General features: G+C 73.0%; 14 protein-coding genes. 10 read left to right on the plus strand and 4 right to left on the minus strand.

From position 1 onward, the window contains the following. Positions 1–185: 185 nt before the first annotated feature. Positions 186–1,511 (minus strand): acetamidase/formamidase family protein, encoded by a 1,326-nt coding sequence (locus tag MXD95_RS19615; protein ID WP_250642124.1) that lies wholly within the window; start codon positions 1,509–1,511, stop codon positions 186–188. A 158-nt stretch (positions 1,512–1,669) separates the two neighbouring features. Between MXD95_RS19615 and MXD95_RS19620 the strand changes: the two genes are divergently transcribed. From MXD95_RS19620 to MXD95_RS19665, 10 genes are all read left to right on the plus strand, one after another. Further along, positions 1,670–2,554: a cysteine hydrolase family protein gene (locus MXD95_RS19620; RefSeq protein ID WP_250642125.1), complete on the plus strand. Its 885-nt coding sequence runs from the start codon at positions 1,670–1,672 to the stop codon at positions 2,552–2,554. A 3-nt stretch (positions 2,555–2,557) separates the two neighbouring features. Beyond that, a complete protein-coding gene (locus MXD95_RS19625; RefSeq protein WP_250642126.1) occupies positions 2,558–3,031 on the plus strand; it encodes a cupin domain-containing protein in 474 nt (157 codons plus the stop codon). Then, the gene (locus MXD95_RS19630; RefSeq protein WP_250642127.1) at positions 3,028–4,554 is read left to right on the plus strand and encodes an AtzH-like domain-containing protein; all 1,527 of its coding nucleotides are present in this window, start codon (positions 3,028–3,030) and stop codon (positions 4,552–4,554) included. Before MXD95_RS19625 ends, MXD95_RS19630 begins: the two co-directional genes overlap by 4 nt. Before the next feature lie 56 nt (positions 4,555–4,610). After that, entirely contained in the window at positions 4,611–5,909 is a 1,299-nt protein-coding gene (locus MXD95_RS28625) for an amidase family protein (protein ID WP_308301530.1), read from the plus strand. After that, positions 5,906–6,529, plus strand: coding sequence for a helix-turn-helix domain-containing protein (locus MXD95_RS19640; RefSeq protein ID WP_250642128.1), 624 nt, complete (start codon positions 5,906–5,908; stop codon positions 6,527–6,529). Before MXD95_RS28625 ends, MXD95_RS19640 begins: the two co-directional genes overlap by 4 nt. Positions 6,530–6,749: 220 nt before the next feature. Beyond that, the gene (locus tag MXD95_RS19645; RefSeq protein WP_250642129.1) at positions 6,750–8,396 is read left to right on the plus strand and encodes a long-chain-fatty-acid--CoA ligase; all 1,647 of its coding nucleotides are present in this window, start codon (positions 6,750–6,752) and stop codon (positions 8,394–8,396) included. A 212-nt stretch (positions 8,397–8,608) separates the two neighbouring features. Then, on the plus strand, positions 8,609–9,790 hold the full coding sequence (locus MXD95_RS19650; protein ID WP_250642130.1) for an LLM class flavin-dependent oxidoreductase: 1,182 nt from the start codon (positions 8,609–8,611) through the stop codon (positions 9,788–9,790). Positions 9,791–9,962: 172 nt separating this feature from the next. Further along, entirely contained in the window at positions 9,963–10,736 is a 774-nt protein-coding gene (locus tag MXD95_RS19655; RefSeq protein ID WP_250642131.1) for a creatininase family protein, read from the plus strand. Beyond that, positions 10,733–11,818 carry an FAD-dependent oxidoreductase gene (locus MXD95_RS19660; RefSeq protein ID WP_250642132.1) on the plus strand — a complete coding sequence of 362 codons (1,086 nt, stop codon included), beginning with the start codon at positions 10,733–10,735 and terminating at the stop codon, positions 11,816–11,818. The genes MXD95_RS19655 and MXD95_RS19660 overlap by 4 nt, the downstream gene beginning before the upstream one ends. Positions 11,819–11,873: 55 nt before the next feature. Further along, positions 11,874–12,872 carry a tyrosine-protein phosphatase gene (locus MXD95_RS19665; protein ID WP_250642133.1) on the plus strand — a complete coding sequence of 333 codons (999 nt, stop codon included), beginning with the start codon at positions 11,874–11,876 and terminating at the stop codon, positions 12,870–12,872. Positions 12,873–12,956: 84 nt separating this feature from the next. On the opposite strand, the gene MXD95_RS19670 is transcribed toward MXD95_RS19665, so the two are convergent. The 3 genes from MXD95_RS19670 to MXD95_RS19680 form a co-directional block, all read right to left on the minus strand. Beyond that, complete coding sequence (locus MXD95_RS19670; RefSeq protein WP_250642134.1) at positions 12,957–14,120, minus strand: FG-GAP repeat domain-containing protein; 1,164 nt, start codon at positions 14,118–14,120, stop codon at positions 12,957–12,959. 419 nt (positions 14,121–14,539) lie between these two features. Beyond that, a complete protein-coding gene (locus tag MXD95_RS19675; RefSeq protein WP_250642135.1) occupies positions 14,540–15,391 on the minus strand; it encodes a hypothetical protein in 852 nt (283 codons plus the stop codon). A gap of 212 nt (positions 15,392–15,603) precedes the next feature. Further along, the gene (locus MXD95_RS19680; RefSeq protein WP_250642141.1) at positions 15,604–17,043 is read right to left on the minus strand and encodes an FAD-binding oxidoreductase; all 1,440 of its coding nucleotides are present in this window, start codon (positions 17,041–17,043) and stop codon (positions 15,604–15,606) included. Positions 17,044–17,078 lie beyond the last annotated feature (35 nt).

Consider the following 17,078-nt stretch of genomic DNA (forward strand, 5'->3'; position numbering starts at 1 on the left):
GAGCGGTTCCGCGGAACCCCCGGCTCTGGCCCCACGACCGCCGTGAGGGACTGTCGCTCCCCGCGGGGCGAGATGGCCCGGTCGGCCCAGGCCGTCCGTTGAGGCCAGATCGTCCGGTCGGGCTTAGGCCGTCTGGTCGGGCCACGCCGTCAATGTCGGCCAGGCCGTCCGGTCGGGCCATGCCGTTAACGTCGGCCAGGCCGTCCGGTCGGGCCATGCTGTCGGGACGGGTCACCGTCTGGTCCGGCCAGGTCAGCCAGGTCGGTCTGGCGGATGCAGCAGTGGACGCCGACGACCTGGTCGACGATCTGGCTGACGGCGAAGTCGCCGGCGGCGGACAGGTAGGCGAGCGCCACCTGCGGCGGAAGGCCGTACCGTTCGCCGAGAAACGCAACGGCGTTGCGCGTCGCGGCCCGCATCGCCGCGCCGAGGTCCGGGTCGAGGCCCGCGACGATGTGCAGCGCGTCCCCGCCCGCGCGGGGAGACGTGCCCATGGAGAGAGCCGTACCCCCCGATGGGGCTACACCCGTCGATGGGGCTACACCCGTCGATGGGGCTACAGCCATCGATGGGGCTGCACCCGCCGATGGGGCTATGCCCGTGGAGGGGGCCGTGTCCGCCCAGGGGGCGCTGAGTGTGCGGGCCAGCCGGCGGGCGCCCTCGTCGGCGTGCACGGTCAGGCGGACCAGGGCCCGCAGCGGTGCCTCGAAGGCGGTGAGCGCCACCTCTCCGTCGCCCTGGGCGAAGTGTGGGTCGCCGACGTAGAACAGTGCGTCGGGCACCTGGACGGGCAGGTAGAGGCGGGCGCCGAGGCCCAGGTGGCGGATGTCGAGATTGCCGCCGTGCGGTCCGGGTGGCACCGAGTGGACCGGCGTCTCGCCCGCCACGGCCACTCCCATGATCCCGAGGAACGGGCGCAGGGGGAAACGGACCGCCCGGCCGTCGCCGACGGGAAGCACCCCCCGATCGCCGTCGGTGTGCGCGACCAGGCACACCGACGGGACCGGCGCCCCGGGGGGGAGGCCCGGCGGGGCGATCGGCATCTCGCCGGGCAGCGCGCCCCGGCCGTGCCGGTTGCTGATCACACCGTAGGGCGCCCGGCGGGTCAGCTCCAGAATCTCGACCTCCAGCACGTCCCCGGGCCGCGCGCCGGTGACGGCCACCGGCCCGGTGACGACGTGTGGGCCGGCGACGTCGGGCTGGTGGCGACGTCCGGAGTCGAGCAGGGCCAGCACGTCGTCGAGGATCCGGTCGCCGGCGACGCCCGCCGTCCCGAAGAACCCCCGAGGGTCACTGCCCTGGTCGACGAGTAGCCCCTCGTGGCTGATCGTGTCGAACCGTACGGCCGCACCGGAGGGCACCCGCAGCATCGGCCGGCTCGCCGCGTTCGGCAGCAGACCCCAGCCGACCTCGTCCGCCCGCGCCGGGAGATAGGGCGCGTCGGCCGGTACGCCGACCCCGCCGTGCAGAATCGCCGCGGTGCGCAGAACATCGCTGAGCTGCAGATACACGGGCCGCGACGCTGCCACACCCGCATGTCAGCGGTGTAACCACGTCGTCCCCAGCGCCCCGCCGCCGGATCGTGAGGAACGAACCGCGGGACGGCGGCGCCATCGTGACGCAACGGTGCGGCAATCCGGGGGTAAACCGCTGGTCGCAGCATGTTCGTGTGGCCGACATCCGCCTTGGTGCTACCCGGAACTCGTGGGGGGTGTCGGCCGGGCACGTCGACCTGCGTCGCAGCCTCGTCACGTCACACCCGGTAACGGTCGACGCGCGTCCGCAGCGGCTCACCCTCGACCTCGCGCGCAGCGCGGTCGTCGTCGTCGACATGCAGAACGACTTCTGCCACCCCGAGGGCTGGCTCGCGTCCCTCGGGGTGGACATCAGTCCGGCCCGACGGCCCATCGAGCCGCTGTGCCGGATCCTGCCCGCGTTGCGCGCGGCCGGGGTGCCGGTCGTCTGGCTGAACTGGGGGAACCGGCCGGACCTGGCCAACGTGCCCCCCGGCGTTCGGCATGTGTACGACCCTGATGGGCGCGGTGGTGGCCTCGGCGCGCCGGCGCGCCCTGGTGGCAGTCCCACCCTGCAGGCGGGCAGCTGGTCAGCGGCGATCGTCGGCGAGCTGGCGCCGCCCGCGGACGACCTGCGAATCGACAAGTACCGGATGAGCGGCTTCTTCGACACCCCGCTGGATGCGGTGCTACGCAACCTCGCGGTGACCACCCTGCTGTTCGCCGGGGTGAACTCCGACCAGTGCGTCCTCGCGACCCTGTCGGATGCGGCCTGCCTCGGCTACGACGTCGTGCTGCTCGAGGACTGCGCGGCGACGACCTCCCCGGCGTTCTGCCATGACGCGACCGTCTACAACGTCGCCCAGTGCTTCGGCTTCGTCGCCCGGTCAGGCTCCCTCGTCGACGCGCTCGCAACCGATACCGAAACGGGGTCAGCCACCGCCGCCCCCGCATGCGCCGCCCCCGCATGCGCCGCCCCCGCATGCGCCGCCCCCGCATGCGCCGTCACCGGTGTCGACGCTCCTACCGGCGGGAGGTGAGAGATGGCCATCGCACCGATCCTGATCCCGCCGGACGCGCTGGAGATGCGTCACATCAGCGCCGGTGACACCGTCCGTCTCGCGGTGCTCGCCGGTCCGGAGATCTCGCCGGTCACGGTGCTGCTCGAGGCCTGGGACGCCGGCGGCGCGCAGCCGTCCAACAGCCATCCGGTCTCCACCGAACTGTTCGTGTTCCTGCGGGGGACGGGCGTGGCCGTCTGCGACGGCGCGGAGGTTCCCGTCGCCGCCGGGGCGACGCTCGTGCTGCCACCGACCTCGCTGCACCGCATCCGCAACACCGGCCGCGGCCGGATGTACGCCCTCACCCTCATGTGCCCAGACGACGGGTTCGCCGCACTCGTGCGCCGCGGCCCGCTCGCCATCACCGACAGCGAGGACCGCGCCGTACTCGCCGATCTCCCGCCCGGACTTCCCCCACCGCCGCCTGCGTCATCGTCGTCCGAGAGCGCACCGTGACGGCCGCTGTCCGGCCGCCGCTGGCGGCTGCGGACTGGTTCGCGCTGCATCCACTTGCCGCCCGCACCTGGCTCGTCGCCGAGCCGGGGCACGTCAACTGTTTCCTGGTCGAAGGTGACGAGCGCGCGGTGCTCGTCGACACGGGGCTGGGCCTCGCCGACATCCACGCCGCCGCGCGCACCCTGACCGACCGGCCGATCCTCGCGGTCAACTCGCACGGTCACGACGATCACCGTGGGGGAAACTGGCTGTTCGACGACGTCGCCGCGCATCCCGACGCCGCCCGGGCGCTGACCGAGGCGGTGCCAGCCGAGCGCCTGGCCGCCTATCTGCGTGTGGCCCGCGAGCAGTACGCCGCCTATGTTCGGCTCCGCGACGACGACGGACGGTTCTTTCACCAGTTCACCGCCGAGACGACTCCGCGCCCGGTGCCACCGGCTGCCGACGCCTGGACGGTGCCCGCGGGGCCGGCGCCCGGCCCGCTGCGCGACGGACAGCGCCTCGACCTCGGCGGCCGTGAGCTGACGGTGCTGCACACCCCCGGCCACTCCCCGGACTCGCTGTGCCTGCTGGACGAACGCGCCGGGCTGTTGTTCGCTGGCGACACCCTCATCACCGGCGACTTCTGGGTCCATCAGCCGGATGCCGCGATCGAGATGTACGCCGCCACCCTGCGCGCACTGCACCACCGTGTGGACGGCGCGGTGCGTGAGATCTACCCGGCGCACACCCTGCGCTACCGGGTAGGGCCGGACTTCCTGCGCCGCGCCGCCGACGCCTTCGAGCAGGTCGTCGCGGGACGCGTCCGTGGGCGGCCCGGCACCGATCTGCTGCGTCGCCCCGTCCAGCGCCACGACTTCGCCGACTTCAGCATCCTGCGCCCGCCCGTCCCCGCCGCGGCATCCGCCGTCGCCCATCCCGTTGGCTCTGCCTCCATTGCGACCCCTCCCGATCCCGCCACCCCCGATCCCGCCCCTCCCGCTCCCGCCGCTCCCGCCATCGCCGCTCCCGCCGCTGCGGTCCCGGCCGTCGCCGTCGGCCTTGATCGCGCCCCCGACCCCGACGTGCCGGCGGAGCTCCGTGGCCAGGATTCGGGGCTGGGGGAGGCGTTCGTCCGGTACGAACGTGCGCTCATGGCCGGCGACGTCGACATCCAGCGAGAGATGTTCACGGCCACCGACGACGTGGTCCGGGTCGACCCGGCCGGAGCCGTCATCGGCCCGGCGGCACTCGCGGCCTACCGGGCGTCCCGGCCGACGCCCGGTCCGCGCCGGCTGCGGGCCCTGCACACGGTCCGAAGCCCCGGGGAGACCGTCGTCACCGTGTCGACGAACGAACGGCTCGACCCGCGTGGCCTGGTGACCGGCCAGAGCGTCCAGACCCAGGTGTGGGCCCGCACCGGCGACGGCTGGCGGGTGATCGCCGCGAGTGTGACACCGCTGGATCATCCTGCGCCGTCGGATCACGGCGGGCGGTCGGATCGCACGGCGCCGGAGGACTCTCGCGGCGCGGGAGAACGGTGAGCGGGGACCGTCCGTCCCTAGCGCGGCGGGAATCCACGGCGCGGCGGGAATCCTCGGTGTGGCGGGATCATGGTGACCCGCTGCTGCCACCGGTGGCCAGCGGCGCACTCGACGGCCTGCGCGTGGCGGTGAAGGATCTGTTCGCCGTCGGTGGTTACCGCATCGGCGCCGGGAACCCCCGTTATCTCGCCGAGGCATCGGTGGAGCTGACGGACGCCTCGGCGGTGGCGATGCTGCGTGCGGCCGGCGCGTCGATCGTCGGCATCGCCCAGACCGACGAGCTCGCCTTCGGCCTGACGGGCGCGAACGCGCACTATGGCACACCTCCCAATCCGGCGGCGCCCGACCGGGTCAGCGGTGGGTCGAGCAGCGGGCCGGCATCGGCGGTCGCCCGCGGCGAGGTCGACATCGGCCTGGGTACGGACACCGCGGGCTCCATTCGGGTCCCCGCGTCGGTGTGCGGGTTGTACGGGCTGCGCCCGACGCACGGCGCCGTGCCCGTCGCGGGCATGCTCGGCCTCGCCCCGTCGTTCGACACGGTCGGCTGGCTCACGGCCGACCCCGACGTGCTGCGCAGCGTCGGCGACGTCCTGTTGACACCGATGCCGCCGCCGACGAAACCGACGCGGCTGCTCGTCGTCGGCCCACCCGTCGACCCACCCGTCGGCACCAGACTCTCCGCGGCCGGACCGGCGATCCTGCCGGGGCCAGTCGGGCCAGTCGGGCCAGTCGGGCCAGTCGGGCACGCGGGCCCATCTGGTCCATCCGGGCCAGTCGGTCAGGCGGAGTCCGAGGGGATGGGCGGGCTGGCGGGGCTTCGCGCCGTCGCGTCCAGGCTGGCGGATGTCCTCGGCGCGGATCTGGTGGTCGGACCGGTGCGGGAGGATGACGACCTCGACGGGCTGCTCACCGCCTTCCGCGCGGTGCAGGCCGCGCAGGCCTGGCAGCTGCACGGCGCGTGGGTCGACGCGCATCCCGGGGCGCTGGGGGAGGCGGTCGAAGCGAGATTTCGGTTCGGCGCGAGCGTGGACGCGGACCTTGAACGGGCCGCGCGCCGACGCATCGCGCAGGGCCGGGAGCGCCTGCTCGACCGGCTCGGTGACACGACCTGGGTGGTGCGTCCCGCCACGGCCGGACCGGGGCATCCGCGCGCCGCCGGGTCCCGCGTGACCGAGTCATGGCGGCAGGCGACGTTAGGCTGCACCGTCGTGGCGAGTGCCTACGGACTGCCCAGCTGTGTCGTTCCCATGGTGGCAGCCGGCCCACCGGTCGGTGTCGCCGTCGTCGGCCCGCCCGGAGCGGACCGGGCCCTGCTCGACGCCGCGGTGGCCCTCGGCCGCCCGATCGTCCCGTGACAGCCTTCCCCGAGGAGGTCGGGGTCCGTCTGGGCGGGGCCGTGCGGGCCCAGCGGCGTGCGCTCGGCCTCACCCTCGTCGAGGTCGCCGGCCGAGCGGGCCTGAGTCATCCCTTCCTGAGCCAGCTCGAACGAGGCCTGGCCCGCCCGAGCATGCGGTCGCTGACCGCGATCGCCTCCGCACTGAGCACCAGCGCGCAGGCGTTGATGGCCGCGGCGGAGGAGATCCCGCTACCTGACGTGGCGCCGGCCACGGGGTCGGTGAGTGTCGTGCGTCACGACACCACCGCCGTCTCCTCTCCCGGCGGGTCGGTGCGCACGCTCGTCCGGGGCGAACGGGCGATGCTGCCGTCCGAGTATCTCGGTGCCCCGCCCACGTTCCGCGAGTACTTCCGCCATGACGGCGAGGAGTTCGTCTACGTCGTCGCCGGTCGCATCGAGGTCGACCTCGACGGCTCGCGCCACCAGCTCGCCGCCGGCGAGAGCGTCTACTACGCCGGGGGCGTCCGGCACCGCTGGCGGGCGCTGGACGACGGCGAACCCGTACGCCTCGTCGTTGTCCAGCAGAACCTCACAGGCCCCGCCGCCCCGCACGGCGAGTCTCGGCGGTCCAGGGTGTAGAAACCCAGGGCCGAGCCGGCCAGGAGCCGAGCCGTCCAGGAGTCGTGGCGGCCGGGAGTCGAGCTGGCCAGGTGTACCCCCCTGATCGGGCCATGTCTGTGATGGGGCACACGTTCGGGTCATCGCCGAGGCTTATTCTGAGCTCGCGCCGCAGCTCCGGCGCGTCCCCCGGTCCGGGCGGCCGCCGGCATGGTCCGGGCGCCGACTGATGGAGGGCCCCATGCTGAACCTGGCCGTCGTTCTGGAGGAGTCGGCGCGTACCTGGCCGGACCGCGACGCGGTGGTGCTGGGTGAGTACCGCCTGACCTACGCGCGTCTCGACGCGGCCGCGCGGCAGGTCGCCGCGGCGCTCGCGGCCCGCGGCATCGGCCCCGGTGACCGGGTGGCGCTGACCTGCCCGAACCTGCCCGCCTTTCCCGTCGTCTATTTCGGGATCCTCAAGGCCGGGGCGACGGTCGTGCCACTGAGCGTCCTGCTCACCGAACGGGAGGTCGCCTTCGCGCTCGTGGACGCGGGGGTCAAAGCCTACTTCTGCTTCGAGGGAACGGCGGAGCTCCCCATGGGCCGGGCCGGGCAGGCCGCGTTCCGGACCGCCCAGGCCTGTGAGTCGTTCGTGCTGATCACCCTTGATCCGTCGGGCCGGCCGTCACCGGATCTGTTCGGGCCGCCCACCACGCCGCCCACCACGCCGCCCGGCGAGGGCGGTACCGGGCTGGGTGACGACGACGTGGAGACCTTGGCGCAGATCACCGAGGGGCTGCCCGAGGACTTCGACACGGTCCCGACCAGCGAGAGCGACCCCGCTGTCGTGCTCTACACCAGTGGGACGACCGGGTCACCGAAGGGCGCGGAGCTGACCCACTCCAACATGGTCCTCAACGCGACCGTGTCGGCCGAGGTCTTCGGCGCGGCCGAACGCGATGTCCATCTCGTCGCGCTGCCCCTGTTCCACGCCTTCGGGCAGACCACCAACCTCAACGCCGGGCTGTTCAGCGGCGCGACGCTGGTGCTGTTGCCCCGCTTCGAGCCCGAGGCCGCGCTCGCCACCCTGCTGCGCGAGTCGGTCACGTTCTTCGCCGGTGTTCCCACGATGTACTGGGCGCTGTTGCACTCGCCCGCGGCGGCCGGGTTCGATCTCGACCGCATCGCGGACAACCTGAGGCTCTGCGTCTCCGGCGGGTCGGCGATGCCCGTCGAGTTGCTGCGCACCTTCGAAGGCCGCTTCGGCGTCGCCATCCTGGAGGGCTACGGACTGTCGGAGACGAGCCCGGTGGCCACCTTCAACCGGGCCGACCGGCCGCGGCGGGCCGGGTCGATCGGCCTGCCCATCTGGGGGGTGGAGGTACGGGTCGTCCGCGAGGACGGCAGCACCGCGGCGGTCGACGAGACGGGCGAGCTCCGCGTGCGCGGGCACAACGTGATGCGCGGCTACCTGGGCCAGCCCGAGGCGACCGCGGCGGCGATCGACGCGGCCGGCTGGTTTCGCACGGGGGACCTTGTCCGCCGCGACGCCGACGGCTACCTCTACCTCGTCGACCGACTCAAGGAGATGATCATCCGGGGCGGGTTCAACGTGTACCCGCGGGAGATCGAGGAGGTACTTCTCACTCATCCGGAGATCAGCCTCGTCGCCGTGGTCGGGGTGCCCCACGAGCGCCACGGCCAGGAGATCAAGGCGTTCGTCATCCGTGAGCCCGGCGCGACCCTCACCGCGGACGAACTGATCGCCTGGTCCCGTGGGGTCCTGGCCGCCTACAAGTATCCGCGGCTGATCGAGTTTCGCGACACGCTGCCGATGACTGCGGCGGGCAAGATCCTCAAGCGCGCCCTCGTCGGCCCGGCCGAACCCGTGGTCAAGCCCGGCTGAGCGCTACCGGCGGCCACTCTCGGCCTGGGCCCCCCGCTCGGGCCCGAGCCCATGCGGTGCTCGCGCCGGCCAACCCCGGGACGCGGCCGGCCGCGAGAGCCGGTGTGACGTTGCTGGTCAGCAGGTTTTGCGTCGGTGAAATGCGGGGCTGACGGGCGCGTCATGGCAACGCGCGAGCATGTTGATCCCATCAACATGCGGAGGTGGTGGCGTTGCGGATCGGCGTGTTCCTGTTCGGTGGGGTGGAGATGACCGACGCTGGCCCCGGCGGCACCGAGCCCACCGAGCGCCGCTACGACCAGGCCGCGTTCGACCATGCCCACCACGAGCTGCTGGCCTGCGGCGAGTTCGCCGAGACCCTGGGGTACGACAGCTTCTGGCTGACCGAGCATCACTTCCAGCACGAGGGCTATGAGGTCGTCCCGAACGGGCTGCTCTTCTCCGCGTTCCTCGCCGCGCGGACCAGCCGGATCCGGATCGGCACCATGTTCAACGTGGTCGGCCAGTGGCATCCACTGCGACTGGCCGAGGACTTCGCGCTGCTCCACAACCTGTCCGGCGGGCGGGGGATCCTCGGCGTCGGCCGCGGCACTGTACCTCGGGAGATGCTGCCACTGACCGCGGGCATGGTCTCGGTCGGCTCGTACGACAACCCGACCGCCGCGGCCGCCGACGCGCGCAACCGCGAGATCACCGAGGAAGGCCTCGACATTCTGCACCTCGCGCTCACGAACGAGCGGTTCCGCTACGACGGGCGGCATTTCCAGCTGCCGCCGCCCGGCATTCCCGACCGTGGTGGCGAGGTCCGCGAGCTCACCCTCGTCCCCCGACCGCGCCATCCGTACGAGACCTGGCAGGCCGTCACCAGTCCGCCGACGCTGCGCGCCGTGCCGACCCGCGGGCTTGGCGGTGTGTTCTGGTTGAAGGAGCGGCACCGGCTCGCCGCCGACTGGCATGCCTTCGCCGACACCTTCGCCGCGGCCCACGGCCGGCCGCTGGTCCGCGGCGAACGCCGGATGCTCGTCCTCAACGTCGCCGTCGACGACACCCGTGCCCGCGCCATGGCGGCCGTGCGCGCCGGCCACGACGAGTTCTGGCGCTTCCTCGCCCCCTATGGCTGGGGACGCGGCTACGTCGGACCCGATGGCCACCCGGCCGGCGGCGGGTTCGTGCCTACCCTTGAGGACTCCATGGCCCAGGGCCCGTGGGCCGTCGGCACCCCCGCTGACGTCGCCACGCACCTCGCCGAGCTCGACGAGCTGCTCGGTCTCACCGACCTGGTGATCTTTCCCGGCATGCCCGGTGACCCCTACCCCCGCGTTCGCGAGCAGATGGAACGCTTCGCCCGCGAGGTCGTGCCGATGCTCCCCACCCGCGTCCCGGTCGCGTCGTGACCACCGCACCCCCCGCGCATGCGGGCCATCCCGCCAGTCCGGGCCGTGCTGCTGGTTCTGGCTGTGCTGGCGATTCGGGCTGTGCTGCCAGTCCGGGCTATGGCGCGGGTTCGGGCCATGCCGCGCACCTCGTATCTCGCCTGTTCGGACCAGGAACGACGGAGGGGGTCCGATGAACCGTCGGTTCGCGGAACTGCGCGGTCCCGAGGCCGCGGAGCTGTCCCCGCAGGCGGTGGCCGTGCTGCCCATCGGGTCGATCGAGCAGCACGGGCCCCACCTGCCGGTCAACACCGATCTCGTCGTCGCCGAGGCCCTTGCCCGCGACGCGGTGGCCGTGTTCGGGGATGCCTGTGACCTGTGGCTGCTACCGACGCTCGCCTACTCGAAATCCAACGAGCACGCCTGGTCGCCCGGAACGATGTGGCTGTCCGCCACGACGCTGCTCGCCGTCCTCGACGACCTTGCGCGCTGTCTTGCGACCACGGCGGTGCGCCGGCTCGTGTTCCTCAACGGCCACGGCGGCAACAGCGCACTGCTGCAGGTCGCCGCCCGCGATGTGCGCCTGGCCCACGGGCTGCGCACGTTCGTCATGCACCCGTCGCTACCCGCTGACCACGGCGGTACCTCGCCCGCGACGGAACTCGGCATGGGCATTCACGCCGGCATCGACGAGACGTCGCTGCTGCTGCACCTGCAACCGGACCTCGTGCGTCTGGACCTGGCGGTACGCAGCGTCCCCGAGCAGATCGCCGACTACCACCGGGTCCGTTTCGGTGGCCCGGTCTCGTTCGGCTGGCTGTCAGACGACTTCGGCACTAACGGGACGATCGGCGACCCCACCGGCGCCACCGCCGAGCGCGGCCGGCAGCTCTACGCGGCGATGCTGGCCACCGCGGGGGAGTCCCTCGCCGAGATCGCCCGCTTCGACCCACGCTCCCCCCGATGAGGAACGCTCTGCCCGACTCCGACTCCGACTCCGACCCGACGCGCGTCGCCTCCGCCGCCGCCTTCTCCGCCTGCTCTGCCTCGGGCCTCTCCGCCTCCGCCGCCTCTGCCCCCTCCGCCGCGGCAACCGGCTTTCGGCTGGCCAGTGCAGGGCCGGGGCGTGCGGACGGTGCGGGAATGGCCAGCTCGTGCCAGGCTGACGAGCTGCCGGCCAGCGTCGATGTCGTGGTGGTCGGAGGTGGCCACAACGGGCTGACCTGCGCGGCCTATCTGGCCCGCGCGGGCCGGTCGGTCGTGGTTCTCGAGGCCCGCGACGACGTCGGCGGCTGCGCGTCGACCGTCGACGCGATCGGCGCCCGGGTCAACATCTGCAGTTGCGATCACACGATGGTGCTGGCCAGCGGCATCGTCGAGGAGCTGGAGCTTGGTGCCTACGGACTGCGCTACCTGGACGTCGACCCGATGGGAATCGCCATCGGGTGGGGCGATGAGCCGGTGTTCGTCCAGTGGCGATCGGTCGAACGCACCCTGGACGGCCTGGCCAGCGCGCATCCCGCGGCCGCGGACGCCTACCGGCGCTACCTGACGGTCGCCCTGCCCGCGGCCCGTCTGGTCCAGGCGGTCCAGCAGGCCCGGCCGGCGGCCCCCGCGATCGCGGGCAGCGTGGCGCGGTGCCGGCTGCGCGGGGCGGCGACAGTGCTTGCCTGGGCTCGTGCGAGCCTGCAGGGCGTGCTCGGCTCATTCGGCCTGCCACCATGGTTGATCGCCGCCGCGCACACGGGCGGCCCGGCGGTGTGGGGACTTGCCCCGGACGTGCCGGGCAGCGGCATCGGCGCACTCGGATTCGCCCTGCGTCACCTCATCGGCGTCGCCCGGCCGGCGACGGGAGCTCAGCCGCTACCGCACTCCCGTCGCCGGCCTGTACCTCACCGGCGCCGGCACCTTTCCTGGCGCGGGCGTCTGGGGGGCAAGCGGTCGCAACGCCGCCCGGGTCGTCCTTGGCCACCGAGCGATGTAGCCGCGGCCCACGGCCGCAGCGGCGTTCCGGGTCCATGCCGGCGTCTCGGCATCTCGGCGCGATAGCGAGGATGGAGATAGAACTTTTCAGAGGCAGACGACGATCCGTGGAGGAATCGGCATGATCTCCAACGACGCGCCCGGACGCATCACCGAGCAGGTGCTGGCGGGCCCGGACGGCGCGGACCTCACCGAGGGGGAGCCGGGTCGCGTGCTTGGCCTCACCGGGGCGATCAACCTGCGGGATGTCGGCGGCTACCGGACCGTGGATGGCCGCAGGGTGCGCTGGCGGGCGCTGCTGCGCTGCGGGGCGATGCACGCACTGGACGATGACGCCCGCTCCACCTTCGCCGACATCGGCCTGCGTACCGTCGTCGATCTGCGGGAGATCTCCGAGGTCACCCGCGAACCCGACGCGCTCGGCACCCTGCCGGTCACCTCCCGGCATATTCCCATCTACACCCGCGCGGCGTCCGGGCAGGGATCGGCCGCGAAGCCCGCGTCCGGGCAGGTCGTGCCGCCTGCGTCCAGGCTGGGCGGGCTGGGCGGGCAGCCCGCGGCGGAAGCAGGTCCGCGGGCGGACGCGCAGCAGCCGGCCGGGCAGCATCGTCAGGACAGCGCGGGCGAGGCGGTCGCGGTGGGTGCCGCCACCGCCGTACGGACGCTTGGGTCCGACGGCGCACCCATCACCCTTGAGTCGGTCTACAACCTCGCCGTTGACGAGCGCGGGGACCGACTGACTGCCGCGGTGCTCGCCCTCGCCGCGCCCGGCGCGCTGCCCGCCCTTGTGCACTGCAGCGCCGGCAAGGACCGCACCGGCATGGTGATCGCCCTGGTTCTGGCGCTGCTCGGAGTGCCAGACGACACGATCGCCGCCGACTACGCGCTGACCGCCCGCTACCTGATCGGGGAGATCGCCGAGGCAGTGTCGGTCGCCCCAAACGGCAAGCGGGTGCCTGAGCAGCTCATGGGCTGCCCTCCCGAGCTGATCGTCGCGACCCTTGCCCGTATCCGCGCCCGTCACGGTGACATCCCTGCCTTCCTACTGGCCCACGGCGCCACCCCCGCCGCCCTCGACACGCTCCGCGAGGCCCTGCTTGACGACGGTTCGGCGCGGTGACGGCGGTCGGCGAGGTTCTGACCCAATGGCCATGACTTAAGTGATCGGGGTGACGGTAGGTTCGTGGCGTGGGCCACGATGCGCCTACAGGCAACTCCCGCCGGCACTCGCACCGGTGGTGGTCAGTCCGGCACCACCTGACCGGGCCAGGACGGACACGGTGCTGCCTCGACCGTTGGCGACCGCCAGATCCGTGGTTCCGCGGCCGGTCAGATCACCCTCGGCCAGCGAGGCCGGGCCGGGCCCGGCCAGGTAGACCTGTTGCGGGCCGAATGTGCCATCCCCGCGGCCGGGCAGGATCGAGACGGTGGCGTTTCCGGCGTTGGCAACGGCGATGTCGTCCACGCCGTCGTCGGTGACATCTCCAAGGGTGACCGAGGATGGTCCTGGGCCGGCCAGATAGGACCATCCTGCCCCGAACGAGCCATCACCTGCGGCGGGCAGGACGGTCACGGTGGCGTTCCCGTTGTTGGGGATGATCAGGTCCGCGCGGCCGTCCCCGGTGACGTCCCCGGTGGTCATCGAGGTGGGCCCCGGACCGGTGAGGTGCGGCTGCGGCGGGCCGAAGCGGCCATGCCCGGCGCCGAGGAGCACGGCGACGGTGCTGTCGCCGGCGTTCGTCACGGCGAGGTCGGGCACGTCGTCGCCGTTGAGACGGTCCACTGCCACCGATGACGGACTGGGTCCCGCCGGAAAGATCCGTGGGAGCCCGAACGTGCCGTCCCCGTTGCCGAGCAGCACCGACACCGTGCCGTCGTACTGGTCCGACACGGCAAGGTCGGCCGAGCCCTGACCGGTGAGATCGCCGATGGCCACCGCTGACGGGCCCGATCCGGTGGGATAGACCACCGGCCCGCCGAACGTCCCGTCGCCCCGCCCGGGCAGCACCGACACGGTGGCGTCGAACTGGTTGGACACGGCCAGATCCGGCGCGTCGTCGCCATTGAGGTCACCGATCGCCAGTCCGGACGGGCCAGGTCCGGCCGGATAGATCTGTGGTGGCCCGAACGTGCCATCTCCGTTGCTGAGGAGCACCGACACGGTGCCGTCGCCGAGGTTCGCGGTGACGAGGTCGGTGCGACCGTCACCCCGCAGGTCCCCGGCGCTCACCGAGCCCGGTCCATGCCCGGACAGGTAGTCGATCGGCGGTGAGAACAGCCCCGCCGCGGATGTGCCCGCCGTCCCGTCCGCAGCGGCGTGCGCAGATGCCGGCAGCCCGATGACGGCGAACGCCGCCGCCGAGAGCACGGCGAGGAGCCCCGCGCCGGCGCGTCCACCACCCCCGAGTGTCGATCGCGGTCCGCGGGTTCGGCTGATCCCGCAGGTCCCGGACCTCCGGCGGGTCCCGTGCGTTCCGCCTGCGACCATCGGTTCGCTCCTGTTCCCACCCGAACGGATCCGGCCTGTAGCCGAAGCGCCGAGAATCGCCTGCGGTCTGCGTCACCCGTACCCGAACCCGAGCCCATGCCCATGCCCGAGCCCGAGCCCGCGGGGGCAGGACGGCAGCCGGGCTGGGGCCGGGCGGGAGGGCTTCGGCGGGAGCCGCGTGACGGGGTTGAGGTCGGCCTGATGGTGACCCAGTGTCCAGCCAGGCAGACGTAGCGACACTCCAGGTGACGCCGTCACTCGGCCTGGCGGCCGGACCATTCGGGCCGACGGCGGTTGGATCAGCTGAGGTGGAAGCCGTCCCAGCCGGCGGCGACGATGTCCTTCGGCTTGTCGGAGGCCGGATCCCGCAGCTGTGCCGGTGGGCCGGTGATCGCGTCGAGCTGCCAGTCGGCGCCGGACCACACGAGTCGGTTGGTGGTGCGGGTGTAGACGGTGCTGGTGGGCCCCTGGCCGACCCCGGCGACCATCGAGTCCAGCAGGGCGACGGTCACCTGGTTCTGATCGGCCGAGATGACCTTCACCCCGAGCGGCGTCGTCTTCGCCCAGGCGCCGGCGGGAAGAGGATCGGCGCGGTAGCCGGCCTGGACCTGGGGCACATCCTGGGCGACGAACCGCGCCGTCCCGACGGCTCGCAGCCCGGCGACCTGGCGGGCCTCGTCCGCGGGAGCGAGGAAGGGATCCCAGCGGACCAGGGCGGAGACTGCGCCCGCGGTGCTGCGGGGAAAGCCGAGGGGCAGGCCGCCCGGCCCCGTGCGGGCGGGACGGGGAAGGGTCGGCGCAGCGGCCGGAGCGGGGGACACGGCCGGCTGGGAGGCACTGACTGGCGGCGGGGACGGCTGGGCGGACGGGGACGCGATCGCTGATGGTCCGGCGGCACCCTGGGAAGCCTGGAGGGCCGAGGGCGCCGGCGCCGGTGCGACCGCATCGGCATTCTGGTCGTCTCCGCCGGAAGTGGCGACCACAGCGACCACGATCGCGATGATCAGAACGACCGTGCCGCCGACCGTGCCCAGCAGCACACCCCGGCGCCGGGCTGGTGCCTGGACCTGCTTGTCGGGACCGGGCGAGGTGCCCGAATCGGGATCGGGATCGGGGCCGGGCGGAGAACGTCGCGTGGACGGTGAGGACATCCCGCCGCACCCCCGTGGCCGATGCCAGCCGCCTGCCGGCAACCCATCGTGGCCGGATCGGATGTCACGGTAGCGCTGGCAATGCGCATGTTCAACCGACTTGCCCGCCAGCGCCGGACCTAGCACCGAGGATGCCCGCCAGTGCTGGACCGGGCACCGAGGATGCCGGCCAGCCAGGTCAGGCCGGGATCAGGTCAGGCTGGGTGGTTCGATCAGGTTGGGACGTCGGCGGGTGGCAGCTTGCCGGGGTTGAGCAGGCCGTCGGGGTCGAAGCGGGCGGCGGCGGCGCGCACGGCGTCCAGGCGGCCGTGGTGCAGTTCCCAGGTGTGCGGGTCGTCGACGTGGACCTCGACGTCGGCGAGGCGTTCCATCCGGGCATAGAGATCATCGTTTCCGTCGTAGCGCAGGAACAGCATGCTGACCCAGTCGCGCCCGTGCGCGGTGAGAAAGCCCTCCAGGTGCAGGAGTGACTCGGGGGCGATCGCGGCCACCTCGTCCCGCCGGCGGGTGAGGCCAGGGCCCATGCACTGCAGGTGGGTCAGCTCGGGGCGCAGCTTGCGGACCCGGTAGGTGGTGTGGTTGTAGGACAGCGAGGTGATGTGCGCGGGGCCCCTGGGCCGGACCGCGTCGACCCGTCCGCCATGGCGGCGGACCACCTCGGCGGCGGCGTCGACGCTGTCCTCGGTGACGATGCCGCGCAGGCTCACCCTGTCCGGGGGCAGCGCGGTGGCGTCCAGCGGGCGGTAGGTGGCGACGATCCCGGCCTCGTCCAGGGACAGCAGGCGCGGGGTGGGCTCGAGGTCGAACAGCTCCTCGCCGGCGGCGACCGCGCCGGACAGTGCCGGGAAGGAGGTGAACAGGCCGGTCCAGCGCCTCGCCGGGCGCAGCGCCACGGTGGCGGTGGCCAGGACGCCGCACACGCCGAACGCGTGCGCGTGCGCGGAGTTCTCCGGGTAGGGCACGGCGACCGGCGTCGCGTCGTCGGTGCAGGGCACGACGAGCAGGCTGCGCAGGTAGCCGTCCCAGATGGCGCCGTTCGCGATGCTGCCCGTACCGCCCGAACCGCCTGCGATGAAGCCCCCGATCGTGCTACCGACAGTGGACGGCAGGATGGCGAGCTCCTGGCCGGCGGCCGCCGCGGCCTTCTCCATCAGGACAAACGACGCGCCGGCCTCGGCGGTCAGCCAGCCGTCCTCGACCGACAGAATCCGGGCGGCGGCCGAGGTGTCGATCACAAGCCCGCCGTACAGGGGGATACCCTGACCGTAGTTGCCGGTGCCCTGGCCACGCACGGTCACCGGCACCCGGTGGCGGTGCGCGGCGCCGACAGCCGAGGCGATCCCGGCGGCGTCCGGCGGGCGCACGACGACGTCGGCGACACCGCCGGGCAGCAGCGGCTCGAGCACCGGACTCATGTGCGCCCAGTCGGTGGACGCGGAGAGCCGGGATGCCTGGTCGCGGCGCACCGCCTGCGCGCCGACGAGCGTGGCGAGCTCGCCGGCCAGGGCGTCCAGTGTCGCCGGCTCCAGGGCAGGGACATCGACGGGCAGGCGGGCGCGGCCGAAGCCGGGGGGGGGGGGGGGGCCGGGCCCCCCCCCCCCCCCCCCCCCCGGACCGGGCTCCGGCCGGGCTCCGAGGATGCTCGGCGTCATGGCAGCGCTGGTGTTGATCGTGGGCGAGTGCCGCC

This window comes from Frankia sp. AiPa1 (assembly GCF_023243075.1).
Classification (GTDB): Bacteria; Actinomycetota; Actinomycetes; order Frankiales; family Frankiaceae; genus Frankia.